The sequence below is a fragment of the Salibaculum halophilum genome (assembly GCF_002094885.1).
Classification (GTDB): Bacteria; Pseudomonadota; Alphaproteobacteria; order Rhodobacterales; family Rhodobacteraceae; genus Salibaculum; species Salibaculum halophilum.
In genome coordinates, this window is the sequence record NZ_MSIT01000008.1 from 82,808 (window position 1) to 95,665 (window position 12,858).

A 12,858-nucleotide genomic window follows, 5' to 3' on the forward strand; every position below is an offset into this window, starting at 1 on the left:
CGCCCGGGGGCCTCAGCGCGACTGACCCGACCTCAGCCCGTCCAGCAGGCTGGTGGCAAGAAAAACCAGCGCAGCGACGCAGACGATCGACGGCCCCGCCGGGGTGTCGAAGACATAGGCCGCGCGCAGCCCCGCGATGGCCGACCCGCTGCCCAGCACCGCCGCGGTCAGCGCCATCTGCTCGGGCGTGCGCGCCAGGGGCCGCGCGGCGGCGGCCGGGATGATCAGCATGGCCGCGATCAGCAGCACGCCGACCACCTTGATCGCCACCGCCACTGTGATCGCCAGTGCCAGCGTCAGCACCAGCTGTTCGCGGCGCGGGTCGATGCCGCTGGCATGGGCCAGCTCGGCGTTGAGCGTCGCCGTCAGCAGCGCCGACCAGCGCCAGCCGATCAGTCCCACGACCAGCGCCGCCCCGCCCCAGATCACCGCCAGGTCGCCGCGCGACACCGCAAGGATGTCGCCAAAGAGATAGGCCATCAGGTCGATGCGGATGCCCGACAGGAAGGATACCGCGACCAGCCCGAAGGCCAGCGCCGAATGCGCGAGCACCCCCAGCAGCGTGTCCATGGCATAGCCGCGCCCCGACAGCACCGTGACGGTCAACGCCATGACCAGCGCAACCGCCATGGCCCCGGCAAAGATCGACACCTGCAGCGCCAGCGACAGCGCCACGCCCAGGATCGCCGCATGGGCGGTGGCATCGCCGAAATAGGCCATTCGCCGCCAAACGACGAAGCTGCCCAGCGGGGCGGCGGCGAGCGCCACGCCGACCCCGGCCAGCACCGCGCGGGTCATGAAATCAGCGAGCATCACTCGGCCGCCTCCGTGGCGGGGTCGTCGTGGTCATGGTCATGGTCGTGCCGGTAAAGCGCCAGCGCCCCGCCCGTACCCGACCCGAAGAGCGCGCGGTATTCCGGCGCCGCCGAGACCACCGCCGGCGTGCCCTGGCAGCAGACGTGGCCGTTCAGGCAGATCACCCGGTCCGAGGCGCTCATGACGACGTGCAATTCGTGGCTGATCATCAGCACCGCGCAGCCGGTGTCGTGGCGCACCTGGTCGATCCGGGTATAGAAGGCCGCCGATCCGGGCTGGTCCAGCCCCTGCGTCGCCTCGTCGAGCAGCAACAGGTCGGGCGTCTCGATCAGGGCGCGCGCCAGCAGCACGCGCTGGAACTGCCCGCCCGACAGGCCCGCCATCTGGCGCTGCAGCAGGTCCGGCACGCCGGCGCTTTCGAGTGCCGCAGCGCAGGCGGCCCGCGAACTGCGGCCCGGCAGGCGCAAGAAGCGATCGACGGTCATCGGCAGGGTCGGGTCGATGTGCAGCGTCTGCGGCACGTAGCCGACGCGCAAGCCGGGTTTGCGCCGGATGCGCCCCGCCGCGGGGCGCAGCGCCCCGATCAGCGCGCGCAGCAGCGTCGTCTTGCCCGACCCGTTGGGGCCGACCACGGTGACGATCTCGCCCGGCGCGATGGTGAAAGACACGTCGCGCAACACCGGCTCGGCGCCGTAGCCCGCGCTGAGGCTCTCGGCCGCGATCAAGCTCATGCGCCGGCCCCGTCCCCGGCCCCGCCCTCGGCTCCGCCTTGGCAGGCGGGGCACAGGCCCTCGGCCTCGACCACGGTGCGCTCGATGGCAAAGCCCGAGGCCCGCGCGGCCTTGCCGAGGCTGCCGCGCGCCGGCGCCGCCTGCGCCTCGGCCACGGCTTCGCAGGTGCGGCAGATCATGAAGGCGGGCGTGTGCCGCGCGCCCGGATGGGCGCAGGCGATGAAGGCGTTGAGGCATTCGATCTTGTGCGCGAAGCCGCCTGCAACGAGGAAATCGAGCGCGCGGTAGGCCACCGGCGGCTGCGATCCGAAGCCGGCGGCGCGCAGCCGGTCCAGCATGTCGTAGGCGCCCAGCGCGCGGTGTTCCTGCAACAGGATTTCCAGCGCCTTGCGGCGGACAGGCGTCAGGCGCAGGCCCTTCGCGGCGCAACGGGCCTCGGCCTCGGCCAGGCCGTCGGCGATGCAGCTGGCGTGATCGTGGCGTCCGAACCCGACCGGATCGGCGGGCGCGTCGGCACTGGGCGTCTGGGTCATATCCGGGCTTGTCATGTTATCTTATATCATTTAAACGACGTCGGATGTTACGAAATCACACGGAGGACCCGATGTCCATAACCCGCCTGCCCCTCTCTGTCGCGGCCACGCTGATGGCCGGAACGGCCATGGCCGATGTGCCCGACGTGGCCGTCGATATCGCGCCGGTGCATTCGCTCGTGGCGCGCGTGATGGAGGGTGTTGGCACCCCGGACCTGATCGTCGCGCCGGGGGCCAGCCCGCATGAATACAGCCTGCGCCCCTCCGAGGCCGCCGCGCTGCAGGAGGCCGAGCTGGTGTTCTGGGTGGGGCCGAACCTGACGCCCTGGCTGGCCGATGCCATCGACACCGTCGCCACCGGGGCCGAGGCGACCGCTCTGCTGGAGGTCGAGGGCGTGACCCGTCTGCCGATCCGCGAGGGCGCCCTGTTCGAGGCGCACGCCCACGACCACGGCGCGTCCGAGGCGGCGCAGGACGGGCATGACGCGGAGGATCATGCGCATGAGGATCATGGCGAGGATCATGCGCATGGGGATCATGACAGCGAAGGGCATGACGACCACGGCCATGATGACGACGCGCACGACGATCATGGCGAAGATCACGCACATGAGGATCGTGGCGAGGATGATGCGCATGACGAAGCGGGCCATGATGAACATGACCACGCGGATCGCGACCACGGCGATCATGATCACGGCGCGCATGACCCGCATGCCTGGCTCTCGCCCGACAATGCCGCCGTCTGGCTGACCACCATCGCGGCCGGGCTCTCGCAGGCCGACCCCGACAACGCCGGGGCCTATTACGCCAATGCGACCGAGGCCCGCGCCGAGCTCGAGACCCTCTCGGACGAGATCGACGCCACGCTCGACCCGGTGCGCGATGGCCGCTTCATCGTCTTCCACGACGCCTACCAGTATTTCGAGGCCGCCTTCGACCTGCCCGCCGCCGGGGCGATCTCGATCTCGGATGCGACGGACCCCAGCCCGGCGCGCATCGCTGAGGTCCGGACCCGCGTCGCCGAGCAGGGCGTGACCTGTGTTCTGGCCGAGCCGCAGTTCGACCCCGGCATCGTGACAGCCGTCATGGAAGGGACCGAGGCGCGCACCGGCGTGCTCGACCCGCTGGGCTCCGACCTCGCACCGGGGCCGGACCTCTACCCGCAGATGCTGCGCAACCTGGCCGGCACCCTCGCCGACTGCCTGTAATGGGTGCGCGGGCGGCGATCAGCGCCGCCCGCGCCCGCAGCGCTCGGTCATCGCGGTCCATGATCCACTTGACCGCCGGGTCGGCCTGGAAGCGCCACTTGCGCAGCGGGCCGGCCATGACGTTCATGGTAATATATCGACTCTGCAGCGCGCGCCGCAGGGATGGTGCCCGCGGGGCACCAGCCGCACATCGCCATCCGACACCGCCACCGCGTCGTCCAGCCTTCCGTCCCAGGTATAGACCACCTGCAGACCGAAACCTTCTGCGGGTTTCAGGCGGAGGTAGTTGGTTTTCTCGAAGCAGCTGATGCGGGGGAATCATCCTTGTCGTGGCGGTTGCCACAATAGGAGGATCAGTTGCCCTCGGGCATGAAGACCTCGGTCACGAGACGGCTTTCGGTGCAATCTTAGGGTCAGGGCCGATGACCGATGGATGACAGTTGCTGCGCGGGCGATTGCGGAAAGGAAGACCTTCGAACACCTGTCGTATCGGGTCGCCACGCGTTTCTAGTCTCTCAGCCTGCCGAACATGATTTCTATGCGGTTGCGCCGCTTGTATCGGCGCTTGTCCACTGCCCGACAGTGCATTGCACAGCAATGTCACGAGCGGGGGTGTGCCGTCAGGTACTTGCGCACGCTCACCCGAACGCATGGCCGTCGCGTGCGCACCTCAATCATGACCGTCTTCTCCTCGCCGTGTTCGGCGGCCGGTTCGGCCATGATCTGCGCGAAGATAGCCTGTTCGCGGCCTGTCTTGAACCATTGGCGTTCAGCCACTCACTTCCACCGCTTCCAGCGGTTGTGGAGCGGTTTGTGCGGCCCGTGGTCCGCGTTCGAATGCTCGCTCGGGCCGATGGCGTTCGGATTCTCCCCATCCCTCCAGCGCAAGCCATTGCGATTGACGAAGATAATCCCGCTCAACAACCGCCGGTCATCGACGCGCGGCTTGCCGTGGGACTGCAGAAAACAGGGCTCAGGACGCGCGATCTGCGCGCCGGTCAGCCGGAAGAGATCAGACATGTTCACCGCTCGTCTTCGGACCCGGGACCCACGCCACCCGACAGGGGTCAATGGCTCCTGAGGCTACGTATATTCATCCCATTTTGACTCGTTCATCACGTTTTCCGCACAGGCAAACTGAAGTTTGTTCGTCATCACCCGCGGTGCTCCGGCAATCTTCGGCAGGATGATACGCGGGTCCAGCGTTGCCGCGTCAGTCAGTTGCCGGGTTTCCAGGTTCACAAGCGCGTCCAGCACCGGAAAGGCCGGGGCGCGTTCGCGCGCCAAGGCGCGGAAAACGCCCTGGCGCAGATCTTGAGCGTGCCACAGGTTGCCACCCACGAAGACCGCCAACTTGCCCCGCGCGAGACCAAGCAGGCTGAGCGGCGCGCATCCGGCTCGCGCAAAATCGGTGGGCGGGCCTCGGTCCAGGCGCCGTCGGCCTTGCCGCTGTCCGCCACGGCATGAACTGCCGCCATGGAGCGCAGACCGTCCTCGGACCGGTGATATAGGTTCGCGGCCGGGTCAATCGCGCGGCCTTCCGTCTCGGCCTGGAGCGCCTCAGGCAGGTCGGCGCAGAGATTGGCCAAGGCCAGCGGCATCCGATCGGCATGGCCGATGGTGACGCGGTCGTGCGGTCGGCCTGGGGATGCTCAGGGCACCCCGCGCCGTTTCGTCACGTCGTTGCCACCGTCACGCGATACCGATGACCGCAGACCGGCGCGTTTCGCATTGGGCATCCTCAGCCGACCTCGCGTCCAGCGCAGGGTCGATGTCCTGTTCGACCGTGCACCAGCCGTCGAAGCCGACCTCGATAACACACACCACCGGAAACCAGTGACGAAATCAAAGCGGTCGGCGACCACCACTTCCCCACCGCAGGGGCGATCTGCTTGGAACGCGTGTCAGAATCCGGCCCGCGTGCCGTTTCATGAACCGGGTCTAATCGGGCCCAGGACCGGTGGCTTATGGCGAGGCAGGTCTTAGGCAGCGCGTCGTCGATCCCGACCAATGCCTCGCGCAGGTCCACCGCGGCCTCGGGCATGTCGCCCACGGGGCCAAGCTCGGTCCCGCGACAGTGCGCCGCCGCGCAGTCGCGCAGCACGGCGGATTGCGCGGATCGCCCGCGAATTCCACGCCCCCGGAACAGGGCGCGTTGCCGATCTCGATGGTCATGCGCCGACCTTGGTCCAGTGTCCGGTTTCGGCCGAGGTCATGGCGGCTTCGATCACCTCGGCCACCGCGAGGCCGTCCCGGAAGGTCGGCCAGACCGGCTCGCCGGTCTCGATGGCCTGCAGGAAATCCCGGGCCTCGATGATGATCTGGTCCTGGTAACCGGTGCCGTGGCCCGGCCTCTGGCAAAAGGCGGCATAGTCGGGGTGCGCGGGGCCGGTCAGGATCTTGCGAAAGCCGCGCGTCGCCTCGGGCCCCTCGGCGAGGTAGAGCCAGAGCGCGTTCTGGTCCTCCTGGTCGAAGCGGATGGCACCCCGGGTGCCCGTGACCTCGTAGGCATAGCCCATCTTGCGCCCCGTGGCGATGCGGCTGGAATATATGTGGCCCATGGCCCCGTTGGCAAAGCGGCACATGATCTGGGCGTGGTCGTCGTTGTCCACCCGGCCGCCGGGGCGGTCCGCGTGAACGGTTTCCATATCGGCCGAAACCCGGGCGATCGGCCCCATCAGCGCCAGCGCCGCGTTGATCGGATGCGGGGCCAGGTCGCCCATATTGCCGTTGGCCGGCCCGGTGCAGCGCCAGTTGAAAGGCGCGGCCGGGTCGGACAGGAAATCCTCGGTATGCTCGAGCCGCAGCCAGGTGACATCGCCCAGCGTTCCTTGCGCGATCAGCTGCCGGGCGAACTGCGTGGCCGGCGTGCGGGAATAGTTGAAGCCCGTCATGTTGGGCAGGCCCGCCGCCTCGGCCGCCGCGACCATCGCGAGGGCATTGGCGACGGTGTCGGCCAGCGGCTTTTCGCAAAGCACCGCCTTGCCCCGGGCAAATGCCGCCTCGGCGATCTCGCGGTGGGTCTCCTGCGGCGAGGCGATGATAACGGCCTCGACGCGCGGATCATCGACCAGCGCCCGCCAGTCCGGCGCGGCGCGGGCAAACCCGAAGGCGGCGCGATACCGCTCGGCGCTCTCAAGGCTGGAGGCAGCGATCATTTCCAGCCGCGGCCGCAACCGGGTTTCAAAGACGGCGCCGACCGCGGCCATGGCCACGGAATGCGCCTTGCCCATGTAGCCGCCGCCGATGACGCCGATACCGATTTCGGTCATGTGTCCTCCTGCCGTTGGCCCCTGGGTCTGGTTGCACCGGGTTGCCCCGACGCTGCAACATCAAAGTCGCGGCGGCACATTGCCGATCCTAACAGGCGCCACGGCAGGGCAGTCCGCGTCACCGTGCCGGCGGGGATGGACCACTTGGCCGATCCCCTCGGGACACGGCTGGCGTGATCCGCATTTCGGCTGGCAAGGCTCCGTCATGACGGATACATTCCACTGGCATGGACGATCCGCACGCCATCCTCTCCCGGCTTCCCGCACGCCTGCGACAGGTGCGCCAAGCGCAGGGTCTGTCGCTCGACGCCGTCGCCAGGCTGTCGGGCGTGTCGCGCAGCATGGTCAGCCAGATCGAACGCGGCGAATCCTCGCCCACCGTTTCGACGCTTTGGAACCTGACGCGCGCCCTGCAGGTCGATTTCGCGGGCCTGCTGGACGACCGGGAGACCAGCCGGATCGAGGTCCTGCGCGCGCCCGAGGTGCCGCGCATAGAGACCCATGGTGCAGGCTGCACGATCCGTATTCTGTCACCGCCCGAGGATGCCGAGCGCCACGAGGTCTACGAGCTGCTCTTTTCCGCGGGCGGCGTCCTGGATTCGGCGCCGCACGTTCGCGGGACGACCGAGAACCTGACCCTGATCGAGGGCAGCCTGATCGTGACCAGCGGCGAGGCCACGGAACGGCTCGCGACGGGCGAAACCGCGCGCTACGCCGCGGATGTGCCCCACCGACTGGAAGCCGAGGACCGTGCCCGCGCCTTTCTCGTGGTGAAGGGCGGTTGATTGCGCCGCAGCCTGAGCCGAGCCCTAAATTCCATTATTGCGGAAAAATTCCGATATGATAGATTAACGCCATCTGCATCACCCGGGAGGACCGCGCCGTGTCCGATCACTTCATCACCGATATCAAGACCACGCTCGACCGGATTGAGGCCGACGGCCTGATGAAACGCGAGCGTCTGATGACCTCGCCGCAGGCGGCCGAGGTCGCGGTGGGCGGGCGCGAAGTCATAAACCTCTGTGCCAACAACTACCTGGGGCTGGCCGATCATCCCGACCTGATCGGCGCGGCGCGCCACGCCATGGAAGACCACGGCTTCGGGATGGCCTCGGTCCGGTTCATCTGTGGCACGCAGAACCTGCACCGCCAGCTCGAGACGAAACTGGCGCAGTTCCTGAAAACCGACGACTCGATCCTTTTCGCCGCCTGTTTCGATGCCAACGGCGGGCTGTTCGAGCCGCTTCTGGGCCCCGAGGATGCGGTCGTCTCGGACAGTCTCAACCATGCCTCGATCATCGACGGGATTCGTCTGTGCAAGGCCCGGCGCTATCGCTACGCCAACAATGACATGGCCGACCTTGAGGCCAAGCTGAAGGCCGCGCGCAACGCGGGCGCGCGGCACGTGATGATCGCGACCGACGGCGTGTTTTCCATGGACGGCTATCTCGCCGATCTGCCCGCGATCACGCGGCTGGCCAGGGAACACGACGCGCTGGTGATGGTGGACGATTGCCATGCCACGGGCGTGATGGGCACGCGCGGGGCAGGAACGCCCGATCACTTCGGCGTCGATGTCGACATCCTGACCGGGACGCTGGGCAAGGCATTGGGCGGTGCGCTGGGCGGCTACATCGCCGGGCCGCAGCCGGTGATCGACCTGTTGCGCCAGCGCGCGCGGCCCTACCTGTTCTCGAACGCGCTGCCGCCGCCGATCGTCGCCGCCGGGCTGGAAGCGATCCGCCTGGTCGAGCAGCAGCCGGACCTGCGCAAGAGGCTGTTCGACAACGCGCGGTATTGGCGCGCGGGCCTTGCGGAGCTGGGATTCGAGCTTCTCGACGGCGAACATCCCATCATCCCGGTGATGCTGGGCGACGCCCCTCTGGCGCAGAAGATGGCCGCCGCCCTGTTCGAGGAGGGCGTCTACGTCTCGGGCTTCTTCTTTCCGGTCGTCCCGCATGGCCAGGCCCGCATCCGCACCCAGATGAACGCGGGGCTGACCATGGGGCAACTGGACCGTGCGCTGGCCGCCTTCGGCAAAGTCGGCCGCGACCTGGGCGTGATCCCGTGAGCCGGCCCGCCACGATGAAGGCGCTGGAAAAGGCGCACCCGGGCGAAGGGTTGAGCATGGTGCAGGCGCCGGTGCCCGAGATCGGCCCCGACGAGGTACTGATCCGCGTCAACAAAACCGGGATCTGCGGCACCGACGTCCATATCTGGAACTGGGACGCCTGGGCGGCGCACACCGTGTCGCTGCCGATGATCACGGGCCATGAATTCGCCGGTGAGATCGTCGATCTGGGCCGCAACGTGACCGGGCTGGAAATCGGCCAGCGCTGTTCGGGCGAGGGGCATGTCGTCGGCACCGAAAGCCGCCAGAGCCGGTCGGGCCGGTTCCACCTCGACCCCGGCACGCGCGGCATCGGGGTGAACGTTCCGGGGGCCTTTGCGGACTACCTCGCGCTGCCCGCGTTCAACGTGATCCCCCTGCCCGACGACATCCCCGACGGGATCGGCGCGATCCTCGACCCGCTGGGAAACGCGGTGCACACCGCGCTCAGTTTCGATCTGCTGGGCGAGGACGTGCTGATCACCGGCGCGGGGCCGATCGGGATCATGGCCGCGGCCGTGGCACGGCACGCCGGGGCGCGCCACGTGGTGATCACCGATATCAACCCGGATCGCTTGCGGCTGGCCGAACACGTCTGCCCCAACCTGCGGGCCGTGGACGTGACCAAGCAGGACCTGCGCGAGGTCATGGACGCACTGGGCATGAAACAGGGCTTCGACGTCGGGCTGGAAATGTCGGGCAGCCAGCAGGCCCTCGACCAGATGGTCGAAAGCCTGATCATGGGCGGCAAGATCGCCCTGCTGGGCATTCCGCCGGGCACCTCGCCGGTCGACTGGTCCCGTATCGTGTTCAAGGCGATCACCCTCAAGGGCGTCTACGGGCGCGAGATGTTCGAGACCTGGTACAAGATGATCGCCATGCTGCAGAACGGGCTGGATGTCAGCCGTGTGATCACGCACCGGATGCCGGCGGAGGAATTCGCCGACGGCTTCGAGGCCATGAAATCGGGCCGGTCGGGCAAGGTGGTGCTGACCTGGCGCTGAGCGGGCGCGGCGACCGTCTAGGCCCGGCCTGTGGGCCATCGCGGGCGGGTCAGGGTTGCTCCATGGCGTCCTTCCATTCCGACAGGAACGCCCGGCGATTGAGCGGGTCGAGATAGACCATGAGCCCGGGCCCGAGGCGGATCGGCCCGAACCCGGCGGCGTCTCCCATGTCCGAGGAAATCAGCGGCGGCAGGTGCCATTCGCCCGGCGTCTCGCGCAGGCCGAGCCGGGCCAGCATGTCGATCATCGCCCCGGCCGCCTCGGGCTGGTCGGCGGTCTTGGGAATGATCGCGGTGCGCAGCATGACGTTCGAGAAATCCTGCATGCGCAGGATCTGCAACCGGCCGCCGCTGTAGCGCGCCATGCGTTCCGCGGCATAGGAGCCCAGCACGTTATAGGCCAGCGCGAGCCGGCCCGCGCGAACATCGTCGATCATCCGGCCCGAGCAGCAGTAAAGCTGCGGGTCGAGCCGCCCCATGACCTCGGTCAGGCGCCAGTAGGCATCGGTCGAGCGGGATTCCTGCGTGGCATAGAGATACCCCAACCCGCTTTCGCGGACGTCATAGGTGCCGACCGCGCCGCCGAACACATCGGGGTTTTCGCGTAGCAGATTGATCAACTCCTGCCGGGTCGTGGGCATCTCCAGCCCCTCGAGCCGGTCCGTCGAGAGCACCACCACGGCCGGTTCGGCGGTAAAGGCAAAGATCAGGCCCCGCCAGCGCGCCCACTGGGGCAGCGCCGTCGTCGCATCCGAGCGATAGCGCCGGGCAAAGCCGTCGTTGGCCAGACGGAACTGCAGGTCCATCGCCGAGGAAAGCGCCAGGTCGAAGGCCGCGCCCTGCCGGATCGCGCGGTAGAGCTCCGCCGACGAGACCACGGTGTAGTCGATCGACAGCGCCGGACGGCTGTCCCGGAAGGCCTGCAGATAGGGTTCGAAAACCTCCAGATCGGCCGTGGACAGGATGCGCAGAACCTGATCCCCGGTGCCCGGGTAATGCTTGTGGTTCTCGATGGTCAAGGCGCTCGAAAGCGTGGCCCAGGCCACGGTCACAAGGGCAAGACAAGCAAGACGCATGCGCCGACTCCTTCTTTTCCGGCCCCCAGCTGGACCCGCCCGCCATGGGCCGTCACGACATCCTCGACGATCGTCAGGCCCAGGCCGGACCCGACGATGCATTCGGTGTTGCTGCCTCGGCGAAAACGCTCGGTCAGGGCCGCGACCGGGCCGCCCCCGAGGCCGGGGCCCTCGTCGGTCACGGTGATGTGGGCCTCGCCGCCGGTCTCGGTGATGTGGATGTGCACCGACGTATCCTCGGGGGAATACTTGATCGCGTTGTCGAGAACATTCCGAAAGGCATTTTCCAGCAGGACCGGATCGCCCCGGACCTGCACCGCGTCGGCGTCGAGGCCGAGGGTTATGTCCTTCATCGCGGCCGCAGGCTCCAGCGCCGCAACCGTCTGCGCCGCGAGGTCGGAGAGATCGACCGGTCGCCGGGCGAGATCATCGGCGCGATAGGCCACCGCCGCGTGATCCAGCAGCTGTCCGGCCGAGCGCGAGCTTTCGTCGACGGCTCGGATCATGGCCCGCAGCCGGCGTTTCTCCGCGTCATCCTCGACCGTGCGCAGGGCGATATCGGCCTGCGTGCGGACGGTGGCCAGCGGCGTCCGCACACGGTGCGCCGCCTCGGCAATGAAATCCTCGGACCGGCGGATGGATTGCCCCAGCCGTTCCATCAGGCTGTTGAGGGACGCCATGAGAGGGGCCAGCTCCTCGGGCGCGTTGTGCTCGACGCGGCGCAGATCGGAGGGTCCGCGCCGCGAGACCGCCGCCGCGATCTCGTGCAGCGGCCTGAGCGAGGCCCGCGCGGCGATGGCCGACAGGATCGCCGCGATGGCGAAGAAAGCGACGGACAGGACCGCGGCCAGGCGCGACAGCCCGGCCGCGATCCGCCCGACCCCGTTGCGGGTCTGGGCCACCGTGACCGTGACGGGAACCGGTTCGGTACCGGCGAGGACCGCCCGCGAGACCGACGCCATCCGGATCGGCTCGGCGTCGAAAGAGCCGGTGTCGAACACGACCCGCCCGGTGACGGCCGGAGCCGGGATCACCGGCAGGTCCGCATAGCCGGTCAGCAGGTCGGCCCCGGCCGTGACCCTGTAGAAAACCCGGTCCTCGCCGATCGCACCCAGCATGGAAAAGGCCGAATACGGCAGTTCGAGCCGCACCTCGCCCTGCTCCGAGCGCAGGGCCTCCGCGATCGCGGTCGCCGAAGCGGCAAGCACGTTGTCCTGCGTCCGCTCCGCCGCTTCACGGGCCAGTTCCGACACCATCCACCAGCTGAGCACCGACAGCAGCGCGGCGACCCCGGCCAGAAGGCCCGTCAGCCGACGTCCGATGGAGCCGGTGACGGTCACGTCCCGTCCAGGTCCATCCGGTAGCCCAGGCCCCGGACGGTCTCTATCCGCAGGCCCATGTTCTCGATCCGCCGGCGCAGGCGGCCGACATAGACCTCGATGGCGTTTTCGGTCACGTCCGCATCATGCGAAAACAGCCGGTCCATCAACTGGCCCTTCGACAGGATCTGGCCGGGGAACCGGGCAAAGACCTCGAGCAGACGGATTTCGCGGTTGCGCAGGTCGAGCGTGCGGTCCGCGTGGCGCAATGTCCCCGCGAGCGGATCGAACGTCGCGGCCCCGAGGGCAATCTGGTTGCGCGCGGCCCCGCCGCGGCGGCGCAGGACCGCGCGACAGCGCGCCTCGAGCTCGGAAAAGTCGAAAGGCTTAGTGATGTAATCGTCAGCACCCTGGTCGAGCGCCCCGACCCGGTCGGAGACCCGCGACCGCGCCGTCAGCACGATGACCGGCGTTTCGAGATGGGCGCGCCGTCGCGCCAGAAACGCCCGGCCGTCGCCGTCGGGCAGCATCACATCAAGCAGGATCAGGTCGTAGCGACCCACGGCAAGGCAGTCCTCGGCATCTGCGAGGCTGGCCGCGTGATCGACCGCGTGACCGTCCAGCGCCAAGCGCTTTGTGACGGCCTCGGCCAGTTCGAGATTGTCCTCGACCAGCAGATAGCGCACCCGATGTCCCCCCGTTGGTGCCGTGTCAGGCTTCTGTCAGCTTTTTGTGGTCACACTCCACCATGGGCGGCGGAGGACCGCCTGTCAAATGGGAGGAAATA

General features: G+C 68.2%; 12 protein-coding genes and 3 pseudogenes. 4 read left to right on the plus strand and 11 right to left on the minus strand.

Annotation, left to right across the window (positions count from 1 at the left end):
* Positions 1 to 12: 12 nt before the first annotated feature.
* From BU124_RS07165 to BU124_RS07175, 3 genes are read right to left on the minus strand one after another with little or no spacing between them, the layout of a single operon-like run.
* On the minus strand, positions 13 to 813 hold the full coding sequence (locus tag BU124_RS07165) for a metal ABC transporter permease (RefSeq protein ID WP_084862131.1): 801 nt from the start codon (positions 811 to 813) through the stop codon (positions 13 to 15).
* Positions 813 to 1,547, minus strand: coding sequence for an ATP-binding cassette domain-containing protein (locus tag BU124_RS07170; protein WP_084862133.1), 735 nt, complete (start codon positions 1,545 to 1,547; stop codon positions 813 to 815). The genes BU124_RS07165 and BU124_RS07170 overlap by 1 nt, the downstream gene beginning before the upstream one ends.
* Positions 1,544 to 2,080, minus strand: coding sequence for a helix-turn-helix domain-containing protein (locus BU124_RS07175; RefSeq protein WP_245831635.1), 537 nt, complete (start codon positions 2,078 to 2,080; stop codon positions 1,544 to 1,546). The genes BU124_RS07170 and BU124_RS07175 overlap by 4 nt, the downstream gene beginning before the upstream one ends.
* A 71-nt stretch (positions 2,081 to 2,151) precedes the next feature.
* On the opposite strand from BU124_RS07175, the gene BU124_RS07180 reads away from it, so the two are divergent.
* Positions 2,152 to 3,291, plus strand: a complete 1,140-nt coding sequence (locus BU124_RS07180; protein ID WP_084862137.1) for a zinc ABC transporter substrate-binding protein — start codon at positions 2,152 to 2,154, stop codon at positions 3,289 to 3,291.
* Positions 3,292 to 3,340: 49 nt separating this feature from the next.
* On the opposite strand, the pseudogene BU124_RS07185 reads toward BU124_RS07180, so the two are convergent.
* The 5 genes and pseudogenes from BU124_RS07185 to BU124_RS07210 form a co-directional block, all read right to left on the minus strand.
* A pseudogene (locus BU124_RS07185) lies at positions 3,341 to 3,698 on the minus strand (5-deoxy-glucuronate isomerase); the annotation flags it as partial.
* A gap of 25 nt (positions 3,699 to 3,723) precedes the next feature.
* Positions 3,724 to 4,311: pseudogene (locus BU124_RS07190) on the minus strand (transposase family protein); the annotation flags it as partial.
* A 63-nt stretch (positions 4,312 to 4,374) separates the two neighbouring features.
* Positions 4,375 to 4,644, minus strand: coding sequence for a hypothetical protein (locus tag BU124_RS07195; RefSeq protein ID WP_143529912.1), 270 nt, complete (start codon positions 4,642 to 4,644; stop codon positions 4,375 to 4,377).
* A gap of 643 nt (positions 4,645 to 5,287) precedes the next feature.
* Positions 5,288 to 5,466, minus strand: a pseudogene (locus tag BU124_RS15185) (myo-inositol catabolism protein); the annotation flags it as partial.
* Positions 5,463 to 6,563 carry a Gfo/Idh/MocA family protein gene (locus tag BU124_RS07210; protein ID WP_084862140.1) on the minus strand — a complete coding sequence of 367 codons (1,101 nt, stop codon included), beginning with the start codon at positions 6,561 to 6,563 and terminating at the stop codon, positions 5,463 to 5,465. The gene BU124_RS07210 and the pseudogene BU124_RS15185, both read right to left, overlap by 4 nt.
* Before the next feature lie 227 nt (positions 6,564 to 6,790).
* Here BU124_RS07210 and BU124_RS07215 point away from each other — a divergent pair, with 227 nt between their 5' ends.
* From BU124_RS07215 to tdh, 3 genes are all read left to right on the plus strand, one after another.
* Positions 6,791 to 7,348: a helix-turn-helix domain-containing protein gene (locus BU124_RS07215; protein ID WP_084862148.1), complete on the plus strand. Its 558-nt coding sequence runs from the start codon at positions 6,791 to 6,793 to the stop codon at positions 7,346 to 7,348.
* A 98-nt stretch (positions 7,349 to 7,446) separates the two neighbouring features.
* Positions 7,447 to 8,634: a glycine C-acetyltransferase gene (locus BU124_RS07220; protein ID WP_084862150.1), complete on the plus strand. Its 1,188-nt coding sequence runs from the start codon at positions 7,447 to 7,449 to the stop codon at positions 8,632 to 8,634.
* Between the two features lie 14 nt (positions 8,635 to 8,648).
* Positions 8,649 to 9,677, plus strand: a complete 1,029-nt coding sequence (tdh, locus tag BU124_RS07225; RefSeq protein WP_084862153.1) for an L-threonine 3-dehydrogenase — start codon at positions 8,649 to 8,651, stop codon at positions 9,675 to 9,677.
* Positions 9,678 to 9,726: 49 nt separating this feature from the next.
* Here the strand turns inward: tdh and BU124_RS07230 are convergent, their stop codons facing one another.
* The 3 genes from BU124_RS07230 to BU124_RS07240 are packed head-to-tail and all read right to left on the minus strand — an operon-like array spanning position 9,727 to position 12,757.
* Positions 9,727 to 10,752 (minus strand): type 2 periplasmic-binding domain-containing protein, encoded by a 1,026-nt coding sequence (locus BU124_RS07230; RefSeq protein ID WP_084862155.1) that lies wholly within the window; start codon positions 10,750 to 10,752, stop codon positions 9,727 to 9,729.
* Complete coding sequence (locus BU124_RS07235) at positions 10,725 to 12,092, minus strand: sensor histidine kinase (protein ID WP_084862158.1); 1,368 nt, start codon at positions 12,090 to 12,092, stop codon at positions 10,725 to 10,727. The genes BU124_RS07230 and BU124_RS07235 overlap by 28 nt, the downstream gene beginning before the upstream one ends.
* On the minus strand, positions 12,089 to 12,757 hold the full coding sequence (locus tag BU124_RS07240; RefSeq protein ID WP_084862160.1) for a response regulator transcription factor: 669 nt from the start codon (positions 12,755 to 12,757) through the stop codon (positions 12,089 to 12,091). Before BU124_RS07240 ends, BU124_RS07235 begins: the two co-directional genes overlap by 4 nt.
* Positions 12,758 to 12,858: the final 101 nt, after the last annotated feature.

Bases quoted from the DNA above. Each gene is read 5' to 3' on its own strand.
- BU124_RS07165 (WP_084862131.1), bottom strand. From the start codon at position 813: ATGCTCGCTGATTTCATGACCCGCGCGGTGCTGGCCGGGGTCGGCGTG.
- BU124_RS07230 (WP_084862155.1), bottom strand. From the start codon at position 10,752: ATGCGTCTTGCTTGTCTTGCCCTTGTGACCGTGGCCTGGGCCACGCTT.
- BU124_RS07170 (WP_084862133.1), bottom strand. From the start codon at position 1,547: ATGAGCTTGATCGCGGCCGAGAGCCTCAGCGCGGGCTACGGCGCCGAG.
- tdh (WP_084862153.1), top strand. From the start codon at position 8,649: ATGAAGGCGCTGGAAAAGGCGCACCCGGGCGAAGGGTTGAGCATGGTG.
- BU124_RS07175 (WP_245831635.1), bottom strand. From the start codon at position 2,080: ATGACCCAGACGCCCAGTGCCGACGCGCCCGCCGATCCGGTCGGGTTC.
- BU124_RS07210 (WP_084862140.1), bottom strand. From the start codon at position 6,563: ATGACCGAAATCGGTATCGGCGTCATCGGCGGCGGCTACATGGGCAAG.
- BU124_RS07215 (WP_084862148.1), top strand. From the start codon at position 6,791: ATGGACGATCCGCACGCCATCCTCTCCCGGCTTCCCGCACGCCTGCGA.
- BU124_RS07180 (WP_084862137.1), top strand. From the start codon at position 2,152: ATGTCCATAACCCGCCTGCCCCTCTCTGTCGCGGCCACGCTGATGGCC.